General features: G+C 43.6%; 23 protein-coding genes and 3 tRNA genes. 19 read left to right on the top strand and 7 right to left on the bottom strand.

The features are described from left to right. Nucleotides 1-245 precede the first annotated feature (245 nt). From msrB to IP485_RS09140, 4 genes are all read left to right on the top strand, one after another. Entirely contained in the window at nucleotides 246-671 is a 426-nt protein-coding gene (gene msrB, locus IP485_RS09125) for a peptide-methionine (R)-S-oxide reductase MsrB (RefSeq protein WP_194197216.1), read from the top strand. A 138-nt stretch (nucleotides 672-809) separates the two neighbouring features. After that, a complete protein-coding gene (locus IP485_RS09130; RefSeq protein WP_198326982.1) occupies nucleotides 810-1,295 on the top strand; it encodes a glutathione peroxidase in 486 nt (161 codons plus the stop codon). A gap of 213 nt (nucleotides 1,296-1,508) precedes the next feature. After that, nucleotides 1,509-1,584, top strand: a tRNA-Val gene (locus IP485_RS09135). Between the two features lie 37 nt (nucleotides 1,585-1,621). Further along, nucleotides 1,622-1,698 (top strand) — tRNA-Asp (locus IP485_RS09140). A gap of 342 nt (nucleotides 1,699-2,040) precedes the next feature. Here the strand turns inward: IP485_RS09140 and IP485_RS09145 are convergent. Further along, on the bottom strand, nucleotides 2,041-3,390 hold the full coding sequence (locus IP485_RS09145) for an MBL fold metallo-hydrolase (protein ID WP_198326983.1): 1,350 nt from the start codon (nucleotides 3,388-3,390) through the stop codon (nucleotides 2,041-2,043). A gap of 337 nt (nucleotides 3,391-3,727) precedes the next feature. Here IP485_RS09145 and IP485_RS09150 point away from each other — a divergent pair, with 337 nt between their 5' ends. The 4 genes from IP485_RS09150 to IP485_RS09165 all read left to right on the top strand — a co-directional run bounded on the left by IP485_RS09150 (nucleotide 3,728) and on the right by IP485_RS09165 (nucleotide 6,677). Continuing rightward, entirely contained in the window at nucleotides 3,728-4,090 is a 363-nt protein-coding gene (locus tag IP485_RS09150; protein ID WP_197177345.1) for an ArsR/SmtB family transcription factor, read from the top strand. A 44-nt stretch (nucleotides 4,091-4,134) separates the two neighbouring features. Next, complete coding sequence (arsC, locus tag IP485_RS09155) at nucleotides 4,135-4,542, top strand: arsenate reductase (glutaredoxin) (RefSeq protein ID WP_198326984.1); 408 nt, start codon at nucleotides 4,135-4,137, stop codon at nucleotides 4,540-4,542. Further along, a complete protein-coding gene (gene arsH / locus IP485_RS09160; RefSeq protein WP_198326985.1) occupies nucleotides 4,529-5,302 on the top strand; it encodes an arsenical resistance protein ArsH in 774 nt (257 codons plus the stop codon). The genes arsC and arsH overlap by 14 nt, the downstream gene beginning before the upstream one ends. 64 nt (nucleotides 5,303-5,366) lie before the next feature. Beyond that, nucleotides 5,367-6,677, top strand: coding sequence for an arsenic transporter (locus IP485_RS09165; protein WP_198327116.1), 1,311 nt, complete (start codon nucleotides 5,367-5,369; stop codon nucleotides 6,675-6,677). 231 nt (nucleotides 6,678-6,908) lie between these two features. Here IP485_RS09165 and IP485_RS09170 read toward each other — a convergent pair. Both IP485_RS09170 and IP485_RS09175 read right to left on the bottom strand, forming a co-directional pair. Beyond that, nucleotides 6,909-6,984 (bottom strand) — tRNA-Asn (locus IP485_RS09170). A 240-nt stretch (nucleotides 6,985-7,224) separates the two neighbouring features. After that, a complete protein-coding gene (locus IP485_RS09175; RefSeq protein ID WP_198326986.1) occupies nucleotides 7,225-8,427 on the bottom strand; it encodes a pyridoxal phosphate-dependent aminotransferase in 1,203 nt (400 codons plus the stop codon). A 538-nt stretch (nucleotides 8,428-8,965) separates the two neighbouring features. Between IP485_RS09175 and IP485_RS09180 the strand changes: the two genes are divergently transcribed. From IP485_RS09180 to IP485_RS09195, 4 genes are all read left to right on the top strand, one after another. Further along, nucleotides 8,966-9,703 carry an SDR family NAD(P)-dependent oxidoreductase gene (locus IP485_RS09180; protein WP_198326987.1) on the top strand — a complete coding sequence of 246 codons (738 nt, stop codon included), beginning with the start codon at nucleotides 8,966-8,968 and terminating at the stop codon, nucleotides 9,701-9,703. Nucleotides 9,704-9,760: 57 nt separating this feature from the next. Next, entirely contained in the window at nucleotides 9,761-11,485 is a 1,725-nt protein-coding gene (locus IP485_RS09185; protein ID WP_198326988.1) for an NAD(P)/FAD-dependent oxidoreductase, read from the top strand. Continuing rightward, nucleotides 11,475-12,503, top strand: coding sequence for a DUF1365 domain-containing protein (locus tag IP485_RS09190; protein ID WP_198326989.1), 1,029 nt, complete (start codon nucleotides 11,475-11,477; stop codon nucleotides 12,501-12,503). The genes IP485_RS09185 and IP485_RS09190 overlap by 11 nt, the downstream gene beginning before the upstream one ends. 134 nt (nucleotides 12,504-12,637) lie before the next feature. Continuing rightward, nucleotides 12,638-14,020: an SAM-dependent methyltransferase gene (locus tag IP485_RS09195; protein WP_198326990.1), complete on the top strand. Its 1,383-nt coding sequence runs from the start codon at nucleotides 12,638-12,640 to the stop codon at nucleotides 14,018-14,020. 153 nt (nucleotides 14,021-14,173) lie between these two features. On the opposite strand, the gene IP485_RS09200 is transcribed toward IP485_RS09195, so the two are convergent. Beyond that, nucleotides 14,174-15,364, bottom strand: coding sequence for an MFS transporter (locus IP485_RS09200; protein WP_198326991.1), 1,191 nt, complete (start codon nucleotides 15,362-15,364; stop codon nucleotides 14,174-14,176). Between the two features lie 108 nt (nucleotides 15,365-15,472). On the opposite strand from IP485_RS09200, the gene IP485_RS09205 reads away from it, so the two are divergent. From IP485_RS09205 to IP485_RS09220, 4 genes are all read left to right on the top strand, one after another. Beyond that, a complete protein-coding gene (locus tag IP485_RS09205; protein WP_265090944.1) occupies nucleotides 15,473-16,357 on the top strand; it encodes a LysR family transcriptional regulator in 885 nt (294 codons plus the stop codon). A 38-nt stretch (nucleotides 16,358-16,395) separates the two neighbouring features. Next, nucleotides 16,396-16,806, top strand: a complete 411-nt coding sequence (locus IP485_RS09210; protein ID WP_194363925.1) for a DUF2177 family protein — start codon at nucleotides 16,396-16,398, stop codon at nucleotides 16,804-16,806. Between the two features lie 197 nt (nucleotides 16,807-17,003). Beyond that, nucleotides 17,004-17,564 (top strand): acyl-CoA thioesterase, encoded by a 561-nt coding sequence (locus IP485_RS09215; RefSeq protein ID WP_194363926.1) that lies wholly within the window; start codon nucleotides 17,004-17,006, stop codon nucleotides 17,562-17,564. Nucleotides 17,565-17,825: 261 nt separating this feature from the next. Further along, nucleotides 17,826-18,932 carry a cation diffusion facilitator family transporter gene (locus IP485_RS09220; RefSeq protein ID WP_198326993.1) on the top strand — a complete coding sequence of 369 codons (1,107 nt, stop codon included), beginning with the start codon at nucleotides 17,826-17,828 and terminating at the stop codon, nucleotides 18,930-18,932. A gap of 172 nt (nucleotides 18,933-19,104) precedes the next feature. Here IP485_RS09220 and dps read toward each other — a convergent pair whose 3' ends face one another. Then, nucleotides 19,105-19,587, bottom strand: a complete 483-nt coding sequence (dps, locus tag IP485_RS09225; protein ID WP_197177332.1) for a DNA starvation/stationary phase protection protein Dps — start codon at nucleotides 19,585-19,587, stop codon at nucleotides 19,105-19,107. Between the two features lie 390 nt (nucleotides 19,588-19,977). On the opposite strand from dps, the gene uvrB reads away from it, so the two are divergent. The 3 genes from uvrB (at nucleotide 19,978) to IP485_RS09240 (ending at nucleotide 24,058) form a co-directional block, all read left to right on the top strand. Further along, entirely contained in the window at nucleotides 19,978-22,089 is a 2,112-nt protein-coding gene (gene uvrB, locus IP485_RS09230) for an excinuclease ABC subunit UvrB (protein WP_198326994.1), read from the top strand. Between the two features lie 265 nt (nucleotides 22,090-22,354). Beyond that, a complete protein-coding gene (locus IP485_RS09235) occupies nucleotides 22,355-23,407 on the top strand; it encodes a histidinol-phosphate transaminase (protein ID WP_320159130.1) in 1,053 nt (350 codons plus the stop codon). A gap of 273 nt (nucleotides 23,408-23,680) precedes the next feature. Beyond that, complete coding sequence (locus IP485_RS09240; protein WP_194363930.1) at nucleotides 23,681-24,058, top strand: hypothetical protein; 378 nt, start codon at nucleotides 23,681-23,683, stop codon at nucleotides 24,056-24,058. Nucleotides 24,059-24,195: 137 nt separating this feature from the next. Here the strand turns inward: IP485_RS09240 and IP485_RS09245 are convergent, their stop codons facing one another. Next, a complete protein-coding gene (locus IP485_RS09245; RefSeq protein ID WP_198326995.1) occupies nucleotides 24,196-24,594 on the bottom strand; it encodes a hypothetical protein in 399 nt (132 codons plus the stop codon). Nucleotides 24,595-24,758: 164 nt separating this feature from the next. Beyond that, nucleotides 24,759-25,274, bottom strand: coding sequence for a hypothetical protein (locus IP485_RS09250; protein ID WP_198326996.1), 516 nt, complete (start codon nucleotides 25,272-25,274; stop codon nucleotides 24,759-24,761).

Here is a 25,274-nt window from a genome sequence, read left to right on the forward strand (position 1 = left end):
TTAAAGTATTCGATCTGTTATTCTTTTATATTAACTATGGTTATGTCTGATGCCAGCATACTTTTTAGAACACCACCAAAATTCTATCTAATGACATGATGATTCTAAAATATAGGCAGCATTACACTCATATATGCCTTGAATAGTACGTAAGTAATCAACAGATAGGGCACGTCGTTTTCATAATAGTATGGCGATAAACAGTGACAGAGATTAGATAATAAATACTCGAATAAGGACAAACCATGCAAGACAATCAACTAAGTAAAGAAGAGATCAGCCAGTTAACAGAAGCTGATTGGAAAGAGCGATTGAGTGCTGATGAATACCATGTACTGCGTGAGAAAGGCACAGAGCGCCCATTTACTGGTGTTTATAACGATGCGACCGATGATGGTGTATATCGTTGTAAAGGCTGCGGTGCCAGCTTATTTGACTCAAGCAATAAATTTGATGCTAGCTGTGGTTGGCCAAGCTTTGACCAAGGAATTGATAACAGTGCAATCGAAGAGCATGTCGATAACTCGCTAGGCATGACGCGTACAGAAGTCACTTGTAGTAACTGCGGCGCGCATTTAGGCCATGTATTCCCTGATGGCCCTAGTGAAACGACTGGCATGCGCTATTGCATCAACTCAGTATCTATCGATTTAGATAAATCTGAGAAGTAAGTAGTTTAGGCAGTATTAGCAGTATGAGAGGGAAGTACAGAGTACTTCCTTTTCAATAGCGTTTATTATGGATAGGATTAAAAAAGAAATACTGCATGAATACCTAAAACAATAAAAATCTCAATTTAAGGATAAATAATGAGTACTATCTACGATTTTACCGCTGAGCGTATGGATGGCAGTTCGCAAGCATTTTCAGATTACCAAGATAAAGTATTATTAATCGTCAATACCGCGAGTAAATGTGGGTTCACGCCTCAGTTCGAAGGCTTAGAATCACTATATCAACAGTATAAAGATCAAGGACTGGTTGTCGTCGGTTTTCCTTGTAACCAATTTGGTAGCCAAGACCCAGGTAGCAATGACGAGATTGGTGCGTTTTGCCAAAAGAATTATGGAGTCAGTTTTCCAATGATGGCAAAGACTGATGTCAATGGCGCAGATGCTCATCCTATCTATGAATGGCTCAAAGAACAAAAGGGTGGTGTGCTGACAGATGGTATCAAGTGGAATTTCACCAAGTTCCTAATCGATAGTAAAGGTCAGGTCATCGACCGTTATGCTCCAACGACCAAGCCGGAAGCCATTAAAAAAGACATCGAGCAAGCACTGGCTAACAAATAAGTATCAAATCTAAAAAATATTGATTTTGTATGAAAATATAAAATCAATAAAAACAAATGCTTGCTAGATATTCTAATAAATATCGAAAAAAGTGGTAAATACTGTTTGACACCCAACAGTAAATCTATATAATACACACCCACAGCAACGGAGCTTAGTGACAAACTTAAGAGCTCAGTTGATGTTGAATAAATTGCATAGCAATTGTTCGAAGGGTGATTAGCTCAGTTGGTAGAGCGTCTGCCTTACACGCAGAATGTCGGCGGTTCGAATCCGTCATCACCCACCACTTCTTAGCAAGTGGCTAAACAAGCTAAGAGACCTAAGCAGCGGTAGTTCAGTTGGTTAGAATACCGGCCTGTCACGCCGGGGGTCGCGGGTTCGAGTCCCGTCCGCTGCGCCATATTTAAAACGAATTTAGACTTTCGAGTCTAAGCAAGTTTCGCCTCAAACATTAGATTGTTTGGGGTTTTTTTGTATCTGAATTTTATGAGTTATAAGTCATATAAGGAAAAACAGTAAGAGTTAGAATCTAGAACCATGACTTACATTTATTTAAATCATATCACTTAGAGGTCAGCTAAAATGCAAACCCTTCTTTTATATCAGTCTTATATTGAATAAAAGAAGGGTTGTCGTCGTAATTATCTTAGATACAGCGCTTTAAAGTGCCTTTGCTTAAAACGCATTATCTAAAATTTGTGACGCGTTTAGCTCATTGTGGATTTTAGCTACGGATAAAGTGTTAGTCAAGCGTTGCTTGCCATGCGCCCATCGACCCTAGATAGATATCAATATTTTCAAAACCTCGACTAGCAAGCCATCCTGCTGCTATTGTTGCCCGAGCACCACTGGCGCACATCAATGTATAGTGGCGACTTTGGTCAAGCTCATGCCAACGTTCGTTCAGGTGTCCAACATAGATATGCTGTGAGCCTTCAATCGCACTAGTATTTCTCTCATCGATATCGCGTACATCGAGCAATGTCCAGTTTTGAGCATTATTAAGACGACTCTCTACCTCAGTTGTATCGATCATAGGGGTTTGCTGCATCTGTTCCCCTTTGGCAGCAGCAGGGACGACACCCACATAACCACCTATGACATTATCAAAAGCAATACGCACCAGATGCTCCATCGCAGTCGCCAGTTGCTCTTCATCAGAGGCAATCAGGGCCAAGCTTTGTCCTTCCTCGATAAACCATCCAGCAAACGCAGGTAGCATGTTGACAGGTAAGCTCATAGAACCGGGCAGGTGTCCTGACACATACGCCATTGGTTCACGAATATCGATGAGATGATCAGCATCGCAGTCATGCAGCTGTTTGAGCGAAAGGTTACGCGGACGCATAACGACTGGGGGCGCTTCACCACCTTCCATATTGAGACGCTCCATCAATCTGAAGTAGGGCGGCTGATAATGGTTTTCGCTAGTCTTGAAGTCAATAAATGCCTCACGATCGGTAATCTGTAAGCGTGGGTTGTTCATTCTTTCATGACCGACGGTAGAAAACTCGCGTTCCGCCATACCTGAACCACAGACTGACCCTGCACCATGAGCTGGATAAATAATCGCCTGATCACCGAGCGCTAGAATGTCTTGTAATGAGTCATAAAGTAAACCTGCAACTTCTCTACGACGATCAGGATAGAAGTCAGTACGACCGACATCACCTACGAATAGTGCATCGCCCGTAAAAACTCCAACCGCCTTCTCTGGATATGCTGTATCAAACAGCGCATAAGCAAGGTGATCATCGGTATGACCAGGGGTTTCTAAAATACGGATTTCTAATTGGCCAATTGAAAAGAAATCACCATTACGTACTGTCTGAGCGTATACAACAGGTCGTTCTGGATTGGGTCCATGCAAAACTGTTGCTCCTGTCATTGATGCCAAGATAGGTGCACCAGAAACCAAATCTTCATTACGATGGGTCTCAAAAATATGAGTAATCTCAAGCCCTGCTGCGCGTGCCTTTTCTACGTATATCGCACAGTCACGACGTGGATCAATCACGGCTGCTTGACCGCCAGAGCCTACCAAATAGGATAGGTGCGAAAGCCCAGGTGTCTTAATTTTCTCTAGTAGCATAGTCATTTCCTTATTGTTGTTTTAATCATATTCATTGGCAGTATGGTGGGAGAGCTATCAGCCAAATCTAGTTTTACTTTTACATAAGCTTGCATTCAATTTAGCATGAACTTCTAAGTATCATCAATATACAATAACATATACTAAACTTGTTATTTACATAAGGCCAAACGTAGAGAATTTTAGGTCAAAAGGGTAAGTGATCGTTATTTTTACTATTTAGTTAATCGCTTTTACTCGTCGATATATATAGTTTAATTACACAGGCATACATCTTCTAGAATAAAAATATCTGTAAAACATTGAATTATTTTAATATGTCTGTATTATTGGACATATGGAAATAACTAATGCTATCGCAAGCTTTGCTGCGCTCTCTCAAGATACTCGTTTAAAGGCTTTTAAGCTGCTAGTCAGTCATGAGCCTGATGGCCTACCTGCGGGCGAAATAGCCCGTCAGCTCTCTGTCCCTCATAACACAATGTCAGCCCATCTATCGGTGCTGGCACGAGCAGGGTGGGTGATCTCACAGCGTCATAGCCGACAGATTATCTATCGTGCTTCGCTATCTCATATGGATAACGTCATTCAGTTCCTGCTGAAAGATTGCTGTGCAGGACATCCAGAATTGTGTGCGTCACTCATGGATAGTTTGAGTGGCTGCAGAGTAAATGAGTCTACTGAGCAAAGTAATGATTAAACCAATTATCAACTCAATAAATACATAAAATAGGTGTAAACACTATGAAGCCATTAATTTTTCATAATCCTAAATGCGGTACATCTCGTAACACACTTGCCATTATTAAAGCGTCAGGTGAAGAGCCAGAAGTGGTGGAATACCTGAAGAACCCACCAACGCGCGATCGTTTAGTTGAGCTATTGGCACAAATGCAGATTTCGCCTAGAGAGCTATTAAGAAGTAAAGAAGCTATCAATGATGAGCTTGGTCTAGATAATTCTGAGTTGTCTGACGATCAAATTATCGATGCCATGATTGCGCATCCTATTCTAATCAATCGTCCTATCGTGGTGACTGATAAAGGCGCTGCTCTATGTCGTCCTTCAGAACGTGTGTTTGAACTGCTAACAAATCCGGTAAGTAGCTTCACAAAAGAAGACGGTGAGGTTATTACTCATGACAAACACTGAGGTTGACCAAGCATTGGCAGTTGATCCTACTGCTTTATATTCACCTAACTTCGACGAGCTGCCCAATATTGATATAGGTAATCTTCAGCCTGTCGATATTGAGTCTCTGGTCGCACCTAACGACTCACGTCACCCGCCTAAAATATTAGTGCTATACGGCTCTGTCCGCGCGCGCTCGTTTTCTAGATTGGCTGCTGAAGAGTCGAGCCGGTTGCTACGCTGGTATGGTTGTGACGTAAAAATGTTTGATCCATCCGGCTTACCGTTGCCTGACGATGTAGACTCAGACCATCCCAAAGTGCAAGAGCTGCGGGAGCTAGCGCAGTGGTCAGAAGGCATGCTGTGGGTGAGTCCAGAGCGTCACGGTAGTATCACCAGTATTATGAAAGCGCAAATCGACTGGATACCGCTGTCATTAGGTGGCGTGCGTCCAACTCAAGGTAAAACACTAGCACTGATGCAAGTCAGCGGCGGTAGTCAGAGCTTTAATACGGTCAATCAGATGCGTATTCTTGGGCGCTGGATGCGGATGATCACTATTCCCAATCAATCCTCGATACCCAAAGCCTTTTTGGAATTTAACGAAGACAATCGCATGGATATGTCTCCATTATATCTGCGTCTTGTCGATGTCTGTGAGGAGCTAGTGAAGTTTACTTGGCTCACACGTGGACGCTCAGACTATCTCACTGACCGCTATTCAGAACGCGTTGAGAGTGCTGAAGAACTATCGATCCGCGTCAATCAAAAATCGATCTAACCCCCTAATCGATCTAATTCCCTATATTAAATCGGCTGAATAAAGTCAGCTTAAGTAAGGTCGTATAATGCTTGCATTTGCTATTTTTGTGGTCACTTTAGTCTTAGTTATCTGGCAACCTAAAGGGTTGGGTATCGGTTGGAGCGCCATGGGTGGTGCCTTAGTCGCGTTAGCGCTTGGCGTCGTGCAGCTATCAGATGTCGGTGTCGTTTGGGATATTGTCTGGGATGCGACCTTTACTTTTGTGGCGCTGATCATCATCTCGCTTATCTTAGATCGGGCAGGGTTTTTTGGCTGGGCGGCATTGCACGTGGCACGCCTTGGCAATGGGCAAGGCCATCTACTATTTCCGATGATTGTCATACTGGGTGCCTTTATCTCTGCCTTTTTTGCCAATGATGGTGCTGCGCTATTACTAACCCCGATTGTTATCGCTATCTTGCTGCGTCTGAATTTTTCGCCACCATCAGCTCTAGCGTTTATCATAGCGACTGGTTTTATCGCTGATACGGCAAGTCTGCCACTGGTCACCTCAAATCTAGTGAACATCGTTAGTGCCAATTATTTTGATATAGGCTTTGGTCGTTATGCGGCGGTGATGGTACCAGTTAATATCGTATCGGTACTAGCGACGCTGCTTGTGTTGTGGATTGTCTATGCACGTCATATACCCAAGACCTACTCGATTAGTGAGTTAAGTGCACCAGAGTCCGCTATTACAGATCCACTAGTCTTTAGAGCCGCTTTTCCGTTATTAGGTTTGCTACTGGTCGCTTATTTTGCGACAGAGCCGTTGGGGCTGCCTATCTCACTGGTTACAGGTATCGCTGCTGCTGCGCTAATGGCAATCGCTGGACGCGTTTGGCAAGGCGGGCGTGGTGCGGTAGTCTCTGTGAGCGATGTGGTACGCAATGCCCCTTGGCAAATTGTCCTGTTTTCAATCGGGATGTATTTGGTGGTTTATGGTTTGGGCAATGCAGGTCTCACCGACTATGGCGCGCAAGTACTTAACTGGTTGGGTCAACAAGGTGCTGTCATTGCTACGGTTGGAACTGGGTTCTTGTCCGCTATAGTCGCTTCTGTTATGAATAATATGCCAGCGACCTTAGTCGGCGCGCTTGCTATTGATCAAGCACAAGTGCCTGCTGCAACGCGCGAGCTGATGATTTATGCCAATGTCATTGGTAACGATTTAGGACCTAAGTTTACGCCGATTGGTAGTCTTGCAACCCTTTTATGGCTGCATGTGTTAGCAGAAAAGGACTACAGAATTAGCTGGGGACAGTATATTAAGATTGGATTAGTTATTACACCGCCAGTGTTGTTAGTGACCTTGTTAGCATTGGTGTTCTGGTTGCCACTGTTGCCAAGTTAACTGATGAAAAACTTACTACAGTAATATTCGATGGTGACAATGATACTCATTTTTAAATATCATTGTCATAATCAAGTATGAGATAAAGTAGTTGTAAGCGTTTATCAAAATGGTAATGGTGATAAATAATATTAAATGAGAGACATAAAAAAACCCCCATCAAAGTGATGAGGGTTTTGGCAAATGCCATAATTGAATTAATTATAATTCAAAAAATTTACTACTAAAATGTGGCTCTCCAACCTGGGCTCGAACCAGGGACACACGGATTAACAGTCCGTTGCTCTACCAACTGAGCTATTGGAGAATAAGCTATAAGTACTTGAGACCTTACAACGAGCTTTAACAGTCTCTAACGAGTTCTTGCTAAGTGGGGCGTATTCTAACAAAGATAAAAAATACGTCAAGCCTTTTTTTCGGGTTTTACGCATTTTTTGTGAAAAAAACAGGTAAGTGCTTGTTTTATTAAGCACAAAAAAGACGCCTCATTTAAGGCGTCTTTTGTTAATAGCACTAGATGAGGACACGCCCTAATGCAGTCTATAGGTTACTCAGCAACATCTAACTCAGCAACTGCTTGCTCGATACGTGACAATGCGTCTTTTAGGGTGGCCTCATCAGTGGCATAAGATATCCGCATATAACCACCAAGACCAAAAGCATCACCCGGTACAACGGCAACGCCTACTTTATCTAATAACCATTCTGAAAACTCAGTACAGGATGATAAACCAGCAGCTTTGATCAGTGGCACAATGTTTGGATACACATAGAATGCGCCATCAGGACGCAAGCAAGTGATGCCTTTGATTGCATTTAAGCCATCGACTACAAGGTCACAACGCTTCTCAAAAGCGTTTACCATTGGCTCTAGTACGCTTTGGTCACCGCTAATGGCCGCTTCTGCTGCCACTTGGCTGATAGAGGTTGGGCATGAGGTTGACTGTGATTGTACTTTTTTCATCGCGCCAATCAGTTTAGCAGGGCCACCAGCATAACCGATGCGCCAGCCTGTCATCGCATACGCTTTAGACACACCGTTTAAGATGATGGCGCGATCTTTTAGCTCAGGGGCAGCGTTCAAGATATTGTAGAATTTATCACCCGTCCAGCGAATGTGCTCATACATATCGTCTGAGGCTACATAGACGTGTGGATGCTTTTTGAGTACTTCAGCCAGTGCTTTTAGCTCATCTAAGGTATAAATCATACCCGTTGGGTTAGATGGACTATTTAATACCAGCATTTTGGTTTTGTCAGTAATGGCGGCTTCTAACTGCTCAGGGGTGATTTTGAAGTCTTGCTCAGCTGGGCATTTGACGATAACTGGCACGCCTTCTGCGATGATAACCATGTCAGGATAGCTGACCCAGTAGGGGGCTGGAATGATGACTTCATCACCAGAGTTGATAAAGGCTTGAGCAAGATTAAAGAAAGACTGTTTGCCACCGACCGATACGAGAATCTCATTTGGCTCATAGCTGATATCGTTGTCACGCTTGAACTTCTCAATGATGGCGGCTTTTAGCTCTGGTGTACCATCGACAGCGGTGTATTTTGTGAATCCGTTATTAATAGCATCGATGGCGGCTTTTTTGATATGTTCTGGGGTGTCAAAATCAGGTTCGCCAGCGCCCAAACCAATAATATCTTTACCAGCCGCTTTTAGCTCTTTTGCTTTATTAGTAATGGCTAGAGTCGGTGATGGCTTGATGTTATTAACGCGGTCAGATAATTGCAACTCGCTCATGAGAGCTCCTTTTTATATGGGAGAGGGGATATAAAATGTCTACTATTCATTGTATAACTACTGATGGTATCACGTCTTAACGGTCATCAGCACACACTACCAGATGGCACGAAAACAAACAGCCGTTTATGGGTATCACGCTATTTTATGACCAATGATGCGCTGTTAACGGTTTGTGTGACTGATTTTTCATTGTAGCATGTGTTTATTGGGCTGTCTTATGGTGCAAGCCACCAACATGACAACATAAGCGGTATGAGTGTCCCTACAATCAGTAGCAAAAACGTGAAGGTTGCAGGATTTGATAGCGTTAATAAATACGGCCAATTGCGAAGTCACAACAATAAACCTGTCACCGACCACTATAATTATTTAGATTTGTTAAATAAAATGGCTTATCGCTTAATGAAATACGACCAATGGTATCTGTAAAAAAATAATAATAAATAGTTGCTATCAAAGGTCTAAGGTTTCACTAAGCGCTCAGTTTAAGACCATTCATTCTATATTATAAAAATACTCAAAAAGGATATTTACAATGACAAACTCATCTAAAAAGCAACATATTCTCATTACGGGTGCCACCTCTGGTATTGGTAACCAATTGGCAAAAGATTATTTGCTGGCAGAGCATCATGTATATGCTGTCGGCCGTGATGATGAGGCATTGGCTGAACTCAAATCGCTAGGTGCAGAAACAATTGATTTGGACTTAATGGATCGAGACAAGGTCATTGCAGCTTTTGAGACATTAGAACATGTTGATTTGGCAATTTGCGGGGCTGGTATGTGCGAGTATTTAGACATGCCGAATTTTGATAGCAGTGCGTTTATGAAAGTGATGTCCGTCAATATGGGCACATTATCGCACGCGATTGAAGGCGTGCTACCCAAGTTAATCGCCTCAAAAGGTCGTTTGGTTGGCATCGGGTCAGCCTCTGCTTATGTGCCTTTTGCGCGTGCTGAGGCTTATGGTAGCTCAAAAGCGGCGATTCATTACTTGATGAAAACCTTACAGATTAGCCTCGCTCCGCATGATGTGTCAGTTAGCTTAGTCGTGCCGGGTTTTGTAGAAACGCCAATGACCAAACAAAACGACTTTCCTATGCCGTTTATCCAGACGACAGCGCAGGCAAGCCAAGCCATACGTGATGGCATTGAGAATGGTCATGACGTGATCGAATTCCCCAAAAAGCTGACTGTGCCATTAAAGGCATTGGGGGCGTTGCCTGATCTGGTTTGGCAGCAAGTAAGCGAAAAGCTCAATAAAAAATAATTTATCAGCATTAACAGACATATCATTTACCATAAAAATACCAAAGGAAATGCTTTTATGCCGTTTACTCGTTTCAAGCGTGCAAACCGTCAAACGACTGCCAACAATGAGATTAGCAGTAGTGAGACTGCGATAAACTCCAAGCAAACCACAGACCAAAAGCGTATCGCCATCATTGGCTCAGGTGTCTCAGGATTAACCTGCGCGCATTATTTAGGAGCGCAGCATGAGGTAACGGTTTTTGAAGCGGACGATTATATCGGTGGGCACGTAAACACGATCGATGTGACCTTACAAGACGGTAAAAAGGCCAAGAGTAGCAAGACAGAAAGCAGTGCGATAGATACAGGGTTTATTGTTTTTAACGAACGTACTTATCCTAACTTTTTCCGGTTGCTACATGAGTTGCAAGTGCCGTTTCAGGCAACGGATATGAGTTTTTCTGTGAAAAACACTGCCCGTAAGTTTGAATACAATGGCCATACGCTCAACACATTGTTGTCTCAGCGCAAAAACGTGCTAAACCCAAGATTCTGGCGATTTCTCAAAGATGTATTGCAGTTCAATAAGCACATAAAGCAGTTACGCCAAGACTATGATATAGCACGGGCAGAAGGACAAGACGTCAGTGGGTTTACTGAGCAGACCCTAGGTGACTATCTCACACAGCAGAAGTATGGTCAGTTGTTTACCAATAACTATCTGCTTCCGATGGTGTCGGCCATTTGGTCAACCAGTCTCGATGAAGTGCAAGATTTTCCATTGGTGTTTTTTGCGCAGTTCTTTGACAATCATGGCCTGCTCGATGTGGTCAATCGTCCGCAGTGGTTTACGATAAAAGGCGGCTCAAAACAGTATGTCAATAAACTGGTGCCGCGTTTTATTAAAGCGGGCGGCAAGGTGCGAATCAACAGCCCTGTACACTCTGTGGTTCGTGATGGCGAGCAAGTAACATTGACTGTTCAGAATAAAGTTAGTGCTGACAATCATGTTGAGACGCTTGTGTTCGACGAGGTGGTCTTTGCGTGTCATGCAGATACTGCGCTGAACATTTTAGCAGATGCCAGTACTGAGGAGTCTGAGGTGCTCAGTCACTTTCGCTTCACCAAAAACACAGCGGTGCTGCATACTGATACCAGCGTGCTACCCAAAAAACCATTGGCATGGGCAAGCTGGAATTACTTAATAGATGAATCGGACTCAGGCAGTGTTAAGGGTAAGGAACAAGCAGCTAGAAACGGACAGATACCTGCAAAGCCAGTACTAACTTATCATATGAATATATTGCAGCGCCTGACCAAAAAGCACAATTATTTGGTCACATTGAATCACGATATTGACGATACGCAAGTCGTTAAAAGTATTGATTATAGTCATCCAGTGTTTGATCTAGCGATGATTGACGCTCAAACCAAATGGGACAGGATCTCTGGCAATGGCTTGCACACCCATTTCTGCGGGGCCTATTGGTTCAATGGTTTTCATGAAGATGGTGTGCGTAGTGGTCTGCGTGTGTGTCAGGCACTCGGGCATGACATTGCGATAAAGGACGAGGTTGATCCGGCACATTTGCCTGATGCCGATAGCGCGCATACGCCATTTCGCTATAAGGACTTACCCATAAAAGCTGATACAAAGTCGTGCCAACTCAACAACCGTCAAGTGACGATGGCAACGATCAACCAAGAGCTCGTTGAGTATGCTGAGCGTTTGCAAAATACGGCTATCGATACCAATCAAAAGAAAAAACGCAGTTTGTTCGGTCGTCGTCATGCCAAATAAAAAAGCGGCTCAATCCTCTAGTGCTATGCCGAATCACAAGCTGGCTGACGAGGCTGTATTGCCGCATCAGTTATTTGAGGGCACGACGTGGCACAGTCGGCTACTGCCTAATGTGAATAAGTTTGTCTACCCTTACCGCTACTGGGGTGTCAATATCAGTGCATTGGCCACAGGACAAGCGCTGCCAGAAATAACTACAGTAATAACCACCACAGCGTTGGGCGAGAGTAGCGTCATAAAAAAATGGTCAGTGAAAAAAATATTGCCAAAGACGCTGCTAGTGAAAGGTTTGCCGCTGTTTTCGACAAAGAGAAAGGCATTGCAACGATTTTGTCCTGATGACTATTTGCAAGGAATACGCCTAGATAAATCAAATAGCCTAAGCGATTATGATATCAAAGTTGATATGACTCAGAGCGATTTACCATCTGTTCAGGCATTGAATCATCGCCTTAAACAAGCATTTAATCAACATACAGGTAGTGTGCCGACAGGGGATATGTTGGGTCTACTCGTATGCCGTAATATCGGTGTGTACTTCAGCCCAGTCAATTTTTATCTGGGGTTTGATGAGCATCATACACCAACGCATTTATTGGCTGAGGTGTCCAATACACCATGGGACAAACGTCACTGCTATGGGTTTTTGCTAGATGGTGCTGAGACGGAATTTTGCCATGACAAGGATTTTCATGTGTCGCCTTTTAATCCCATCGATCAGCTATATCGCTGGCAAGTTAAGGTAAATCGGCACTCAGATAACTGTTTACAAGTTCGTATTGCCATTAACATCAGTGACGAGCGCGGCGAAGTGTTAAAAACGGGCATTAAGATATCAGGTGTGCCGATGACTGACATGACTGTCCGAAAAAGCTTGCGTCAGAATCCATTGATGAATATGACGTCTGTAATGCGTATCTATTGGCATGCTTTTAAACTCTATGCCATCAAAAAAGTCCCTTATATCAATTACGATGAAAAGCTTGCTGACAGTCAGCAGAAAAATACCGATGCGTAAGAAGCGAGTGTTGGATCATTGAGAAGACAGAATTGAAAATGTAAATCAAGAAGTAGAAATACGTAAATAACAAGTTGCCAGAATTTTTATCTTTCACCCAAAATATAAAGCACTTAGACAAGGACAATCATACGATGTCAGCAAGACCGACCGACCGAGCACCCGTCACCACATTAGCAAAGCTAACCGCCCGCGTGAGTAAAGCTGTGAATCAAAGCACTGTATTGCAGCCAGTGAGCAATAGTGCGAGCCATGTGGCTAGAAAACTGATATTTCGGGCGTTACATCACATTCAATTTGGTAGTCTTACGCTAATTGAAACATTTGGCAAGCAAGCTCCTAAGACCAGTAGCTTTGGTCCTGTGGCAGATAGTGTCATCAGTAGCTCGGCTGTGGGTCGCCATTCGCTACATGTGACGTTGCAGATTCACGATAGCGCTGTCTATCGCCAACTATTACTTGGTGGCTCTATCGCGCTTGCTGACAGTTATATCAATGGCGAATGGGATACGGATGATCTGACAGGGCTGATTCGACTGGCAGCTCGTAACTTAGCAGTATTGAATAAGTTAGAGAACCGTTTTGCTGGCGTGAGCAAAGCCTTTGAAAAAGCCAAGCATCAGCTGCGTAGCAATGATAAATCTGGCTCAAAATCAAACATCCTAGCGCATTATGACCTCGGCAATGAGATGTATGAGCGCTTTTTAGATGAGACGATGATGTACTCTTCTGCGGTATATAAAACGCCTGATGTGAGTTTGAGCGACGCACAGCAGCACAAACTGTCGCTGATATGCCAACGACTACAGCTCAGTGCTGAGGACAACGTAATTGAGATTGGCACAGGGTGGGGCGGTTTTGCGATTTATGCAGCCAAGCATTACGGTTGTCATGTCACCACGACCACCATCTCTGATGCGCAGTATGATGAGGCGCAGCGCCGAGTCGAAGCAGCTGGACTGTCTGACAAGATTACGCTGCTCAAGCAAGATTACCGTGAGCTGACAGGGCAGTACGATAAACTGGTCAGTATTGAGATGATTGAAGCCGTTGGTCATGAGTATCTACCGACATTCTTTGCTAAGTGTAATAGCTTACTCAAGCCAACAGGGCTGATGGTATTACAAGCAATTACCTTTAACGATCAGAATTATCAAGACTACGTAGGGTCGGTCGATTTTATTCAAACCCATATCTTCCCAGGTGGCTGTCTCCTCTCAAATCAGGAGCTGACCACACAATTTACCGAACAGACAGACATGGTCGTCAAGCAGTTGCATGACTATGGCTTTGACTATGCCTACACACTGCGTGATTGGCGCACTGCTTTTATGAAGCAGCGTAATGAAATCAAAGCACTTGGCTACGATGAGGCTTTTATACGCTTATGGGAGTTTTACTTTTGCTACTGTGAAGGGGGATTCTTGGAGCGTACCATTGGCGTGGTACAAGTGACCGCAGTTAAGCCGGACAATATCGACACACTACATTTTTCTGACTTGCCAGCAGCTGTCTAACCATTAGGCCGTTTAGATCATTGATTTTATTTTCAATGAACAGAGCAGGGCGAGACAGCTGCTCTGTTGGTGTCTGAGTTTTCAATGCTCGTATATCAGTGGCTGTATATTTAGTACTACTATATTCACGGTCTCTATTTTTAACACTTGTTTTCAGTAATTATGCTTGGCGGCTAATTGATGTGCTGCACGTTTGTCTAACATACCTGAATAACGCGTAACGACAAGTGCCAGTAGACAGATAACAGCACCTATCCAAGCAGTGTCTTGCAATGACATGTTTTCAACCACGCTGCCACCGATGATAGAACCCAGTGCAATACCGATATTAAATGCAGCAATATTTAAGCCAGAGGCGACGTCGACGGCGTTTGGGGTATATTTTTCAGCTTGCTTGACCACGTAGATTTGTAGGCCAGGTACGTTACCAAAGGCAAATGCACCCCAGACCAGAATCGTCAGCACGGCGGCGACTTTGGATTGCATGGTGAAGGTAAAGATTAGCAAAACAATGCTCAGCGCGCTAAAGATAATGCTAAGCGCACTAATAGGGCCGCGTTTATCTGCAAGCTTGCCGCCCCAGATATTGCCGATAGCAACAGACACACCATATATCATCATGATAAGGGCAACAGCCGACGGTGCAAATTTGGTTTGCTGCTCTAGAATAGGTGCAAGGTAAGTAAATGCGGTAAAAGTACCACCATAGCCAAGGATAGTCATGAGATAAACCAGTAGTAATTGTGGTTTTACAATGACCTGTAATTGCTCTTTGAACGTAGCAGGGATAGATTGTTTGAGGTTTTTTGGTACCAATAGTGCGCTGCCAATTAAAGCGATTAAACCCAAGACCGACACTACTAAAAACGTAGTGCGCCAACCGAAATGCTGTCCAATCCATGTGCCAAGGGGTACACCAGTGACAAGTGCAACGGTAAGTCCGGTAAACATAATGGCAATTGCGCTGGCTTCTTTTTCTTTACTGACAAGACTAGTGGCAATCATGGAACCAATAGAGAAAAACACACCGTGTGCCAGTCCGGTTAAAACACGCGCCAGTATTAAGGTTTCATAACTGGGTGCTTGCCATGCTACCAAGTTACCAATAACGAACAGACCCATCAGGCTCATGAGTACTATTTTGCGATTCCAGCGGCCAGTGAGTGCTGTGAGTACAGGTGCACCAATGGCCACACCCAGAGCATAAAGACTGACTAGCAGCCCAGCTGAGGGCAAGCTCACGCCCAAATCGGCGGCAATGGTCGGCACCAATCCAACAATGACAAATTCGGTTGTCCCGATTGCAAATGCGCTTAAGGTAAGCGCCCATAAAGCGAGTGGCATAACGACATCCTGATAATTAAATGATGTGCGCAGTTTGCCGGATTTATAGTTTGCAAAAAACAGCATAAATGACAAAATATATTTGTCGATTTTGTAAAGGTTAAGATGATGGGGCATGCTAAAACAGAAGATATAGAGATATTTTTGACCGTGGTAGATACGGGTAGCTTTACTAGCGCTGCCAATTTACTGAATCAGCAGGTTGCCAAAGTCTCTCGTGCTGTATCTAGGCTCGAAGACACGCTGCAATGTACGCTGCTCAATAGAACGACACGGCGATTGGAGTTGACGGAGGAAGGGCATGTTTTCATCAGATATGCGCGTGAGAGTTTAAATACCTTATATACAGGTGAAGAAGCGATCAAGCTGCTAAAACAAGCGCCGAGCGGGCATCTACGTATTGATGCTGCCAGCCCGTTTGTGTTGCATCAACTGACACCCTTGGTCGGCGAGTTTTTGTCGCACTATCCACACATTACACTTGACCTAACCTCTCATGACAATATCATCGATTTGCTTGAGCACAAGACCGATCTGGCCATTAGGATTGGCGACTTAAAAGACTCAAACCTGCACGCGCGTCTGTTGGGACAAAGTAAGCTGCGATTGGTTGCTAGTCCTGATTATTTGTCGCGATATGAGGCTTTGACTCAGATAGAGGATTTAGCCACTCACAAATTGATTGGTTTTAACGATGCCTCCAAGTTGAATAAGTGGCCTTTGACAAAGGCTGTCATGCTTGATTTTCACATGACAGCCAGTAGCGGCGAGACCTTGCGTCAGCTCTGTTTGTCTCACCAAGGTATTGCCTTGCTCTCGCATTTTATGATTGGTGCTGATTTGGCATCAGGACGACTCATAGAGGTGTTGCCTGAAGCAATTGTCAGACCGAACCATCGTGAATCGATACAAGCGGTATATTACAAAAACAGTGCCATATCATCGCGTATTCTGGCATTTTTGGACTTTATTCAACCACGACTGACGCTATAACTTTTATTCATTGCGCTTACTTTATTAAGGATATCATTATGGGTTACGTTTTTATTTATCTCGCCGCTGTGGTTATCTTTTTGGGTGTCGATGCCGTTTGGCTGACGACCATGAAAGGGGCTTTTTATGAGTCACGTATCGGGCATCTGTTGGCTGATGAGCCAAATATGATGGCTGCCGGCGTGTTCTATATGTTTTACATATTGGCACTCTGTATTTTGATTCTGTATCCACAAATCAAAGCAGGCGCATCTGTTGGTCATATTTTCTTGCTTGGTGGTTTGATTGGACTGATGGCATATGGAACGTATGACTTTACTAACTTGGCACTGTATAAAGGCTTTACCTTAGATACGGCGTTGGTAGATTTTGTTTGGGGCGGTGTTTTGACAGGTTCAGTGAGCGCGATTGTCGCATGGTTGGCTTATCGTTTTCACTGGTTGAGTTAAAATGATATGGCAGGTATAAAGAGCTTCAGCTTATACTGTATTCCCTTAAGCGTCTCTTATTTGTATAGCCTTGATTACACAACCTAGACTATTTACTGACAGAGGTCTGTTTGTGCTATCCCATTACCTGCTGTATAAATGACATATATCATTAAAAGTCTTAAGACCCAATAAGCCCAAACCATCAAGGGATCGTTATGCCGCAATACAATACCAGCTCATCCGCTCAAAAAGCTCCTTTAAACAGCGAGCTATATATGTCGATACTCATGACGCCCGATATGGCAAACTTCATTGGCAATGTGCATGGTGGTGATTTACTCAAAATGCTTGATCAGGTTGCTTATGCCTGTGCTAGCCGGTATAGCGGTAACTATGTGGTGACACTGTCTGTCGACCAAGTGATGTTTCGAGAGCCTATTTATGTGGGAGAGCTAGTGACCTTTGCTGCCAGTGTCAACTATGTGGGAAATACGTCTATGGAGATTGGCATTCGTGTTGAAGCAGAAGACGTTCGTGCTCGCACAGTGCGCCATACCAACAGCTGCTATTTTACGATGGTCGCTATCGATGATAAGGGTAAGCCAACTGCAGTGCCACCACTTGAGATTAAAAATGATCTGCAACAGTGCCGTGCTGATGCCGCGCTAGAGCGCAAAAACTTGCGTATGCAAAGCTCACATCGTCCAAGCTGCGACTTTGGTGGCATGATTAACGATATAGATAAAAAGGAAGATGCTGAACAAAAAAGTCAGTAGTCTGAGTACCGTCGCTATCAATGGCACTATGTAAGGCCTGACTAAAATAAGGCTGAGCCAACATAGAGCATATCTGAGAGCATTTATTTACAGTCAACCTATGTCATATAGTCAGTCTAATATTAAAAAGAGACAGCGAAACTGGGATGCGTTTTTGTGGGCAAAGCATGTAGATAGCATACTGCAGTCGCTTGATGTCATCAAACGTATCTGTTTTATTTGAAATTGACTATATGCACCTGTTCCTTTAGTGAGTCTGGTATGAGCTTAAAACCATCGATTGCCAATCCGCAGCAGCATCTAACGCCTTCTCGTAGCACCTCCGCGCCTCGTGCGCGTGGGGCTGGCCAGACTGCCAGTATTAGTGATGCTCATTCTGCTCTTACTCCTGGCCCTGACAAAGACCAAAAAAATAGTGACGACGACCATTCAGGTTCGCTTGTTACCGTGCTCATTGCGGTTGGTGCCAATTTTATCATCGCGATTGCCAAGACGGTCGCTGCTTTTATGACCGGTTCGGCCTCTATGATTGCTGAAGCAGCGCACTCATGGGCGGACACGGGCAACGGCACCTTGTTAATTGTCGCAGAAAAAAAATCTATCAAACCTGCTGATAAAAGTCACCCGCTAGGCTATGGTAAAGAGTCTTATGTTTGGTCAATGATTGCTGCTTTTGGTGTGTTTACCGCAGGCTCTATTGTGTCCATTTATACGGGTATTAAGGAATGGAATGCTGCTGAATCTGAGACCAATTACACGATTGGTTTTATTGTCTTAGCAGTGGCGTTTGTGCTCGAAGGGTTTTCGTTAATTCAAGCGTATAGACAGAGCAAAAAACATGGTGAAGCGCTTGATATTAGTGCGCTTGGGTATGTCATGGATACCTCCAACCCGACACTGCGAGGTGTGTTTTTTGAAGATTTGGCCGCCGTTATTGGCTTGGTGATAGCGGCCATGGCAATGGGCATGCATGCTTATACAGGAGAGCCGTATTGGGATGCGCTTGGCTCTATCATTGTCGGCTTGCTACTTGGTGTGGTCGCGATTTTTTTGATCAGTCGCAACCGAGATTTTTTGATAGGATATCGGGTAACTGAGCGCATGCATAATTATGTCTTGGAGGAGCTGCTCAATCACCCAGATATCGATAGTGTGTCCTATCTACATCTAGAATGGGTGGGCCCCAAAAAGATATTTATGGTGGCGGCAGTAGATATTGCTGGTAATCAAAAAGAGGCGCATATTGCTCAAAAATTTGAAGAGATAGAGAATCTTTTTCGTAGTAACCCCACGTTTCAAGAAGCCATTTTGACACTGTCTGTACCCAATGCAGATATTTTGACTCTGTCAGATGTTCAAATAAAGTAATGACTCGTTAGCAAATCCAAAAACGGGGTCACGACAGTTTGCTATTTAGCATAGTATTGCCTGTCAATGCTTCTTACAATGTTCCTTAACCCAAAGCACAAAAAAGCCGTCAATAGTGACGGCTTTTTTTATGTCATCCTACTGTCTGAGGACGCATCATCTTGTACTGCTATTATTTACTTGGGGCATTAGCACCAATGAACCATGCATCTTTGTCAATGATACGGCTAGCTTCTGTGAATAAATCAGCAGTATCTTCATCACCTGCATCGCCAGCAGCAGCGATTGCTTCACGCAACGTTTCAGCTACTTTCTTGTAGCGGCTGGTCAACTCGCGAACATGTTGATCGACTTCAGTAATGTCTGTTGGGTAATCGTCTAGGATAGATTCTTTTACCACACGACTGGCTAGACCGTTTGGCTGACCGCCCAAAATTACAATACGTTCGGCGATAGTATCTGACACTTCAAGGATACGATCTGACGTGTCATCTAGTAACTGATGTACACCGATGAAACCAGTACCCTGCAAGTTCCAATGGCACTGCTTGCCATCTAAAGTCAAATCAATCACGTTTGCCAAATTGGCATTTAACAGGTCGATCATTTTTTTGGCGGTGTCGTCTGAAATTCCACTTGCGTAACGTTCTCTCATATCTTACTCCATTTTCTATTATTGAATATTTGATTTGTTGTTATTTGACATTCTTTATATGAACTACTTGTTGATTCGTTATGAATGATAGCACCTTAAATCACTGTTGAAACCCTTGAGTGTTAGGCTTTGTGAGGTGGTCGTGTAAAGAGTTTGTTAACCATGAAAAACTTTGTAAATATAGCTAAAATCCTGTGAGTTTTTTATAACTGTCTTAGACTTTTTGCCAAAACAGGCGTATACAATATCGGTCTTATGCACCTCTATATAAGCTAAAACTGGTACCCGTTAGCATCGTATCCAGCCCATGATTGTCCTTTAAAAACCATCACTCAGACCCCATATTGTTATAAACCTTACCTCATTATAAAAATTAGGAAGAAAGCCATTATGCGTATGCCTGAACCGCGTTCATCGCGTCAGTTAAATCAATTGGCCACTCAGCTCCAAGGTGAAGCTGAAATCAGTGGTGTCAATGCGTCAGGGACGCAAATATCGAGCCGCGCCTTTGAGATGGTCACGGATTTTGAGCCAGCAGGCGATCAGCCGCAAGCGATAAAAAAGCTAGTCAACGGTATTAACTCAGGTATGGATGAGCAGTTGCTATTGGGTGTGACGGGTTCTGGTAAGACGTATACTATGGCGAAGGTAATCGCTGAAACCCAGCGTCCAACCATTATCATGGCGCACAATAAAACGCTTGCCGCTCAGCTATATGGCGAGTTTAAGTCGTTCTTCCCTAACAATGCGGTTGAGTACTTCGTCAGTTATTATGACTACTATCAGCCTGAAGCTTATGTTGCAGCGAGTGACACCTTTATCGAAAAAGACAGCGCCATCAACGATCATATTGATCAGATGCGTCTGTCAGCCACGCGTGCGCTATTAGAGCGTCGTGATGCGATTATCGTGGCGTCAGTATCTTGCATCTATGGCTTGGGTGATCCTGAAAGCTATCTAAAAATGCTATTGCATGTGGTTGTAGGCGATAAAATAGACCGTACGGCGACGATTAAGCGCCTAGTTGAAATGCAGTATATGCGTAACGAGTTGGATTTTGGCCGTGGTACGTATCGCTTGCGTGGTGAGCTGCTAGATATCTATCCGGCTGAGTCTGAGCAGTTAGCGGTACGTGTGCATTTATTTGATAATGAAGTGGAAAAGATCACTTGGTTCGATCCATTAACGGGCAAGACTGTGCGTAGCGTGCCACGTATTACCATTTATCCAAAATCACATTATGTGACGCCGCGTAATAAGTTGGAAGCTGCTAGCCATACTATACGCGCGGAGCTAGAGCCACGATTGGAATATTTCCGCGAGAATAACAAGCTGATTGAAGCACAGCGTCTCAAAGAGCGTACTCAGTATGATCTTGAGATGATACAGCAGCTCGGCTACTGTAACGGTATCGAAAACTACTCACAGCATCTCTCTGGTCGCCCGTCAGGGGAAGCGCCGCCGACGCTGTTTGATTATATTCCAGAGGACGCACTGCTGTTCCTTGATGAATCACACGTGACTGTCTCACAAATTGGCGCGATGTATAAAGGCGATAGATCACGTAAAGAGAACTTGGTCAATTATGGTTTTCGTCTACCAAGCGCGATGAACAACCGCCCGATGAAGTTTGAAGAGTGGGAGCGTATCAAGCCGAAAACCATTTATGTGAGTGCCACGCCAGCCTTATATGAGTTAGAGCACAGCGAGCAAGTGGTCGAGCAAGTCGTACGTCCGACTGGTTTGATTGATCCTGAGATTGAGATACGTCCTGTACTGACTCAAGTCGATGATGTGCTATCGGAGATTACCAAACGTCGTGAAAAAGATGAGCGTGTATTGATTACCACGTTGACCAAGCGCATGTCAGAAGATTTGACCAGTTATCTCAAAGAATATGATGTCAAAGTCGCCTATTTGCATTCTGATATCGATACTGTCGAGCGTATGCAAATCATTCACGAGCTACGGACTGGCGTGCATGACGTACTGGTCGGCATTAACCTATTGCGTGAGGGTTTGGATATGCCTGAGGTCTCGCTAGTAGCGATATTTGATGCCGATAAAGAAGGGTTTTTGCGTTCTGAGCGTGCTTTGATTCAGACCATTGGCCGCGCCGCGCGTCATATTAATGGTAAAGCCATACTATATGCCGATCGCATCACCAACAGTATGCAAAAAGCGATAGACGAGACCGACCGTCGCCGTGAAAAACAAGTCGCGTTTAACCTTGAGCACAATATCACGCCTAAAGGTGCGCGTCGTAGTATCACGGATAAAATCGATACAGGTGACGATCAGAATGCCAATGACAATCAAGTGATTCCAATCAAGAGCAATCTGCCTGATGTAGACATTAGCATCTTACGTAGCCCTGATTTGCTTGCCAAAGAAATCAACCGTCTTGAGAAGCTCATGAAACAGATGTCGCGTGACTTGAAGTTTGAAGATGCTGCGAAAACGCGTGATAAAGTATTAGAGTTAAAAGCACATTTAATCTGATAGGTCAGCACAGATATAGCAAAGGTGAGGTGATTAAGAATTGCCTCACTTTTTTTATGGTTGATTAAATACCAGAGCACACAGGATGCTTGTAATACCGAGCAATGCCACTTACCATATCGGGGTCAATCTCATCACTCACATAGCATTTTAAAGGTTTGAGCGGCAATAATGTTCATGCGAGGAAAATCTCTAACTAAGCTGAGTATCTTGCCATAGCAAATCAGATCTTTAAAATGAATACAATCTAGGCGTATTATTCACTGTGCTTACCAATAATTTAATAGAATTAAACTCTAACGAAAACTCACTGGGCATGGCAAACTCTGCCAAGCAAGCAGTCATAGATTCTTTAGACATCGGTTTTCGTTATCCAGATGACCAGCGTGCAGCGCTGATTACCAAAGTCGCAGACATAAACGGCGTTACAGAGAGCCAAATCTCACTAGGCAGTGGCTCTAGCGAAAACATCCGTACGGTCATTCAGATGCTACAAAACCAAGCATTAATATCAGGTAAAAAGTTCCAAGTCATAGTACCGCATCCAACCTTTGCTTATGCTGAGCTGTATGCTACCTCCATCGATGTATCTGTGGTAAAAGTACCACTAACAGATGAGAGCTATGCTTTTGACTTGCAAAGTATGCAAAAAGTAGCTGCTGACTTCGATGGTATCAGCTTGCTTTATCTGTGCAACCCAAATAACCCAACGGCGACCATTACCGATACCAAGATATTGAAAGAATGGGTAGGGAGCGCGCCAGACAATCACTACTTCTTATTAGATGAAGCTTATTCAGAGTATGTGACAGATCCAAGCTTTGAGAGTGGTGTTACTTGGATAAAAAAGCCGCATTCAGACAATATCGTCGTGGTGCGGACATTCTCAAAATTATGCGCCCTCGCTGGCATGCGTGTCGGTTATGCAGTCGCTAGCCCGCAAATGATTACTAAACTAGAGGCATTTATATCAATTGATAATACCAATTTGTCAGGGGCTGTGGCTGCGTTAGCGACCTTAGATGATGAGAAGTTTTTGGCATTAAGCTTGCAAACTGCCAATCAATCACGCCAGTTAGTTGAGCAGACGTTAGATGAGCTTGGCCTGCGCTACTTACCGTCGCAGGCCAGCTTTATATTTCATGAGATAAAAGGTGATGTACAGACCTACATTGATAGAATGCGCGAACATGGCATTGCCGTCGGTCGTGAGTTTGCGCCTATTACGGGATTCAATCGCTTGACGCTTGGCAGACCTGATGAGATGGCAGTATTCGTTGAAGTGCTCAAGTCATTTCGTGAGAGAGGTTGGGTTTAATCAAGCTAGATAAGACGGTTTGATAATATAGAAGGGAAGTTACTGATTGGCAGCTTCCTTTTTTAATCACTTGCGATTGAGGTCTCATGTTAGCCTGTCATTTTTACCAACACTAAACGCAGTTTTACATATCGTACCTTAAAAAATCTATTCCTATCTTATAGGATACGTGAACGAAACAAGCATCATTACGCACGCAAAAAAGTACTGAACAATAATCATAAAATTAAGCGTGCTAACGTATCTCATAATTCTAAAGCTAGGGAAGTAACTATGTTCGATATCAAATCATTTTTTAAACGAGAAGTAGAAAAAAAGCTCATCAATGTTGATGACTATATTTTTATGCCGGAGCGCATAGAGATGGAGCTTGAAGGTGGTTTATTGAACTGTGTGTTAAATAGCGACGGGCGCGTGGATATTTTTTATAGTAAGCAAGGGGTGACGGAAGTCGGTTCAGCTTCTCGTAAGCATCCATTTACCGCATTTGAGACAGAGTTATATCATGGTGTATACGATGATGTGATCAATGACTTGACCAAAGAAGTAGATAAGATCATTGATAGCTCTTCTAAGTATTTTCGCCGAGGTAGAGTGTTACCTGTTACAGCTGCCTTATCTTCATCGCCATCTGGTACGGGTAAGTTATAAGTCAGTTCGCACGACCAAACCTATTAAATGACAGAGGCCAATATTTAGTGATAAAAAGTTTGGCAATAAAAAGGGTGCGTTATAGATAACGCACCCTTTTTATTGGTTTACTGATTCTGTTTAGATAACAACTGAATCTATTTGGCAAAACTTGTATAGCAACTCTGGATAGATTTTGCGACGACTTGCGCCACCAATTGGGTGCGGTAGCTTGAGTCAATCGCCGCATTACCCAATTCAACGAGAGTGACCTGTTGAGGTGCTTGCTCACTGACACAACCACAAACATTGGTTTTGACAGATTCTTGCTGTGCTTCAGTCATCGCCACACTAGCAACACGCCAAGCAGTTTGTTTTTCGATTTCGCTACGACATTGGTTGTCGATTGCAGCTTTAAATACGTTCATACCGATACCACTTGCGGTCGTTATGGCTGTATTAGCGCTAGTACCAGCAGTCGTACCAGTGCCTGTTGATGTACAGCCAGCGAGCGCAAGAGTGGCAAGCATAGCAGTCGAAACGAGAAATTTTTTCATATATTAGTCCTTTAATGGGTTATCGGCTCTGCATTTTATCAGTAAAGCATATCAATAACATCACTAACCAACACGCTACTTTTTTATTATAAAGGTGATCCATAAAAAGAGCTGGCCAAAACAGTGTCTTGGCCAGCTCTTTACATGTGTATTTGCTTATTTTTCTAAACGTTTTTGCCGTGTTCTTTTTGCTGAATATCTTTTGCGAGTTTATAGCATTCATTGATATGGTCAGTGGCGATTTTCTTAAAGATCGTGTAACCCATGGTCGCTGCGACCAGTTGACCACCCAGTGGAATGAACTTAGTCACTTGCTTGGCTGCGATACGACCACCAAAGCCTTGAATAGTTTTTTTGACGATACCACGTGTCGCCATTAGACCAGCAAAATCGACAGTACGGTCTTTAACAGCACTCCAATGAACTTCACGTGATTCTAGATTGATGGCAGACTGGCGGTCTTCAATTAAACCAAATCGTTCACTAATCTCAGGAATCAATTGTGTCAACATGCCAGCATCAACTGCCACATCAAAGAAAGGCACAGGAATGATAGCAACACCAGCAGATACTCTGGCACGTTTTTTTACCATTCCAATGCATTCTTTTCGGACTTGCTCAAGATCTAAGCTAGGATCGATAGTGTTTGGTAGTTTTTCAGCAGCTGGTGTGGTTTTCAT

This window comes from Psychrobacter sp. NG27 (assembly GCF_016106655.1).
Taxonomy (GTDB): domain Bacteria; phylum Pseudomonadota; class Gammaproteobacteria; order Pseudomonadales; family Moraxellaceae; genus Psychrobacter.

Excerpts from the sequence above, each read along its gene's own strand:
- msrB (WP_194197216.1), top strand. The coding sequence starts at position 246 with ATGCAAGACAATCAACTAAGTAAAGAAGAGATCAGCCAGTTAACAGAA.
- IP485_RS09130 (WP_198326982.1), top strand. The coding sequence starts at position 810 with ATGAGTACTATCTACGATTTTACCGCTGAGCGTATGGATGGCAGTTCG.
- IP485_RS09145 (WP_198326983.1), bottom strand. The coding sequence starts at position 3,390 with ATGCTACTAGAGAAAATTAAGACACCTGGGCTTTCGCACCTATCCTAT.
- IP485_RS09150 (WP_197177345.1), top strand. The coding sequence starts at position 3,728 with ATGGAAATAACTAATGCTATCGCAAGCTTTGCTGCGCTCTCTCAAGAT.
- arsC (WP_198326984.1), top strand. The coding sequence starts at position 4,135 with ATGAAGCCATTAATTTTTCATAATCCTAAATGCGGTACATCTCGTAAC.
- arsH (WP_198326985.1), top strand. The coding sequence starts at position 4,529 with ATGACAAACACTGAGGTTGACCAAGCATTGGCAGTTGATCCTACTGCT.
- IP485_RS09175 (WP_198326986.1), bottom strand. The coding sequence starts at position 8,427 with ATGAGCGAGTTGCAATTATCTGACCGCGTTAATAACATCAAGCCATCA.
- IP485_RS09180 (WP_198326987.1), top strand. The coding sequence starts at position 8,966 with ATGACAAACTCATCTAAAAAGCAACATATTCTCATTACGGGTGCCACC.
- IP485_RS09185 (WP_198326988.1), top strand. The coding sequence starts at position 9,761 with ATGCCGTTTACTCGTTTCAAGCGTGCAAACCGTCAAACGACTGCCAAC.
- IP485_RS09190 (WP_198326989.1), top strand. The coding sequence starts at position 11,475 with ATGCCAAATAAAAAAGCGGCTCAATCCTCTAGTGCTATGCCGAATCAC.
- IP485_RS09195 (WP_198326990.1), top strand. The coding sequence starts at position 12,638 with ATGTCAGCAAGACCGACCGACCGAGCACCCGTCACCACATTAGCAAAG.
- IP485_RS09200 (WP_198326991.1), bottom strand. The coding sequence starts at position 15,364 with ATGCCACTCGCTTTATGGGCGCTTACCTTAAGCGCATTTGCAATCGGG.
- IP485_RS09205 (WP_265090944.1), top strand. The coding sequence starts at position 15,473 with ATGGGGCATGCTAAAACAGAAGATATAGAGATATTTTTGACCGTGGTA.
- IP485_RS09210 (WP_194363925.1), top strand. The coding sequence starts at position 16,396 with ATGGGTTACGTTTTTATTTATCTCGCCGCTGTGGTTATCTTTTTGGGT.
- IP485_RS09215 (WP_194363926.1), top strand. The coding sequence starts at position 17,004 with ATGCCGCAATACAATACCAGCTCATCCGCTCAAAAAGCTCCTTTAAAC.
- IP485_RS09220 (WP_198326993.1), top strand. The coding sequence starts at position 17,826 with ATGAGCTTAAAACCATCGATTGCCAATCCGCAGCAGCATCTAACGCCT.
- dps (WP_197177332.1), bottom strand. The coding sequence starts at position 19,587 with ATGAGAGAACGTTACGCAAGTGGAATTTCAGACGACACCGCCAAAAAA.
- uvrB (WP_198326994.1), top strand. The coding sequence starts at position 19,978 with ATGCGTATGCCTGAACCGCGTTCATCGCGTCAGTTAAATCAATTGGCC.
- IP485_RS09240 (WP_194363930.1), top strand. The coding sequence starts at position 23,681 with ATGTTCGATATCAAATCATTTTTTAAACGAGAAGTAGAAAAAAAGCTC.
- IP485_RS09245 (WP_198326995.1), bottom strand. The coding sequence starts at position 24,594 with ATGAAAAAATTTCTCGTTTCGACTGCTATGCTTGCCACTCTTGCGCTC.
- IP485_RS09250 (WP_198326996.1), bottom strand. The coding sequence starts at position 25,274 with ATGAAAACCACACCAGCTGCTGAAAAACTACCAAACACTATCGATCCT.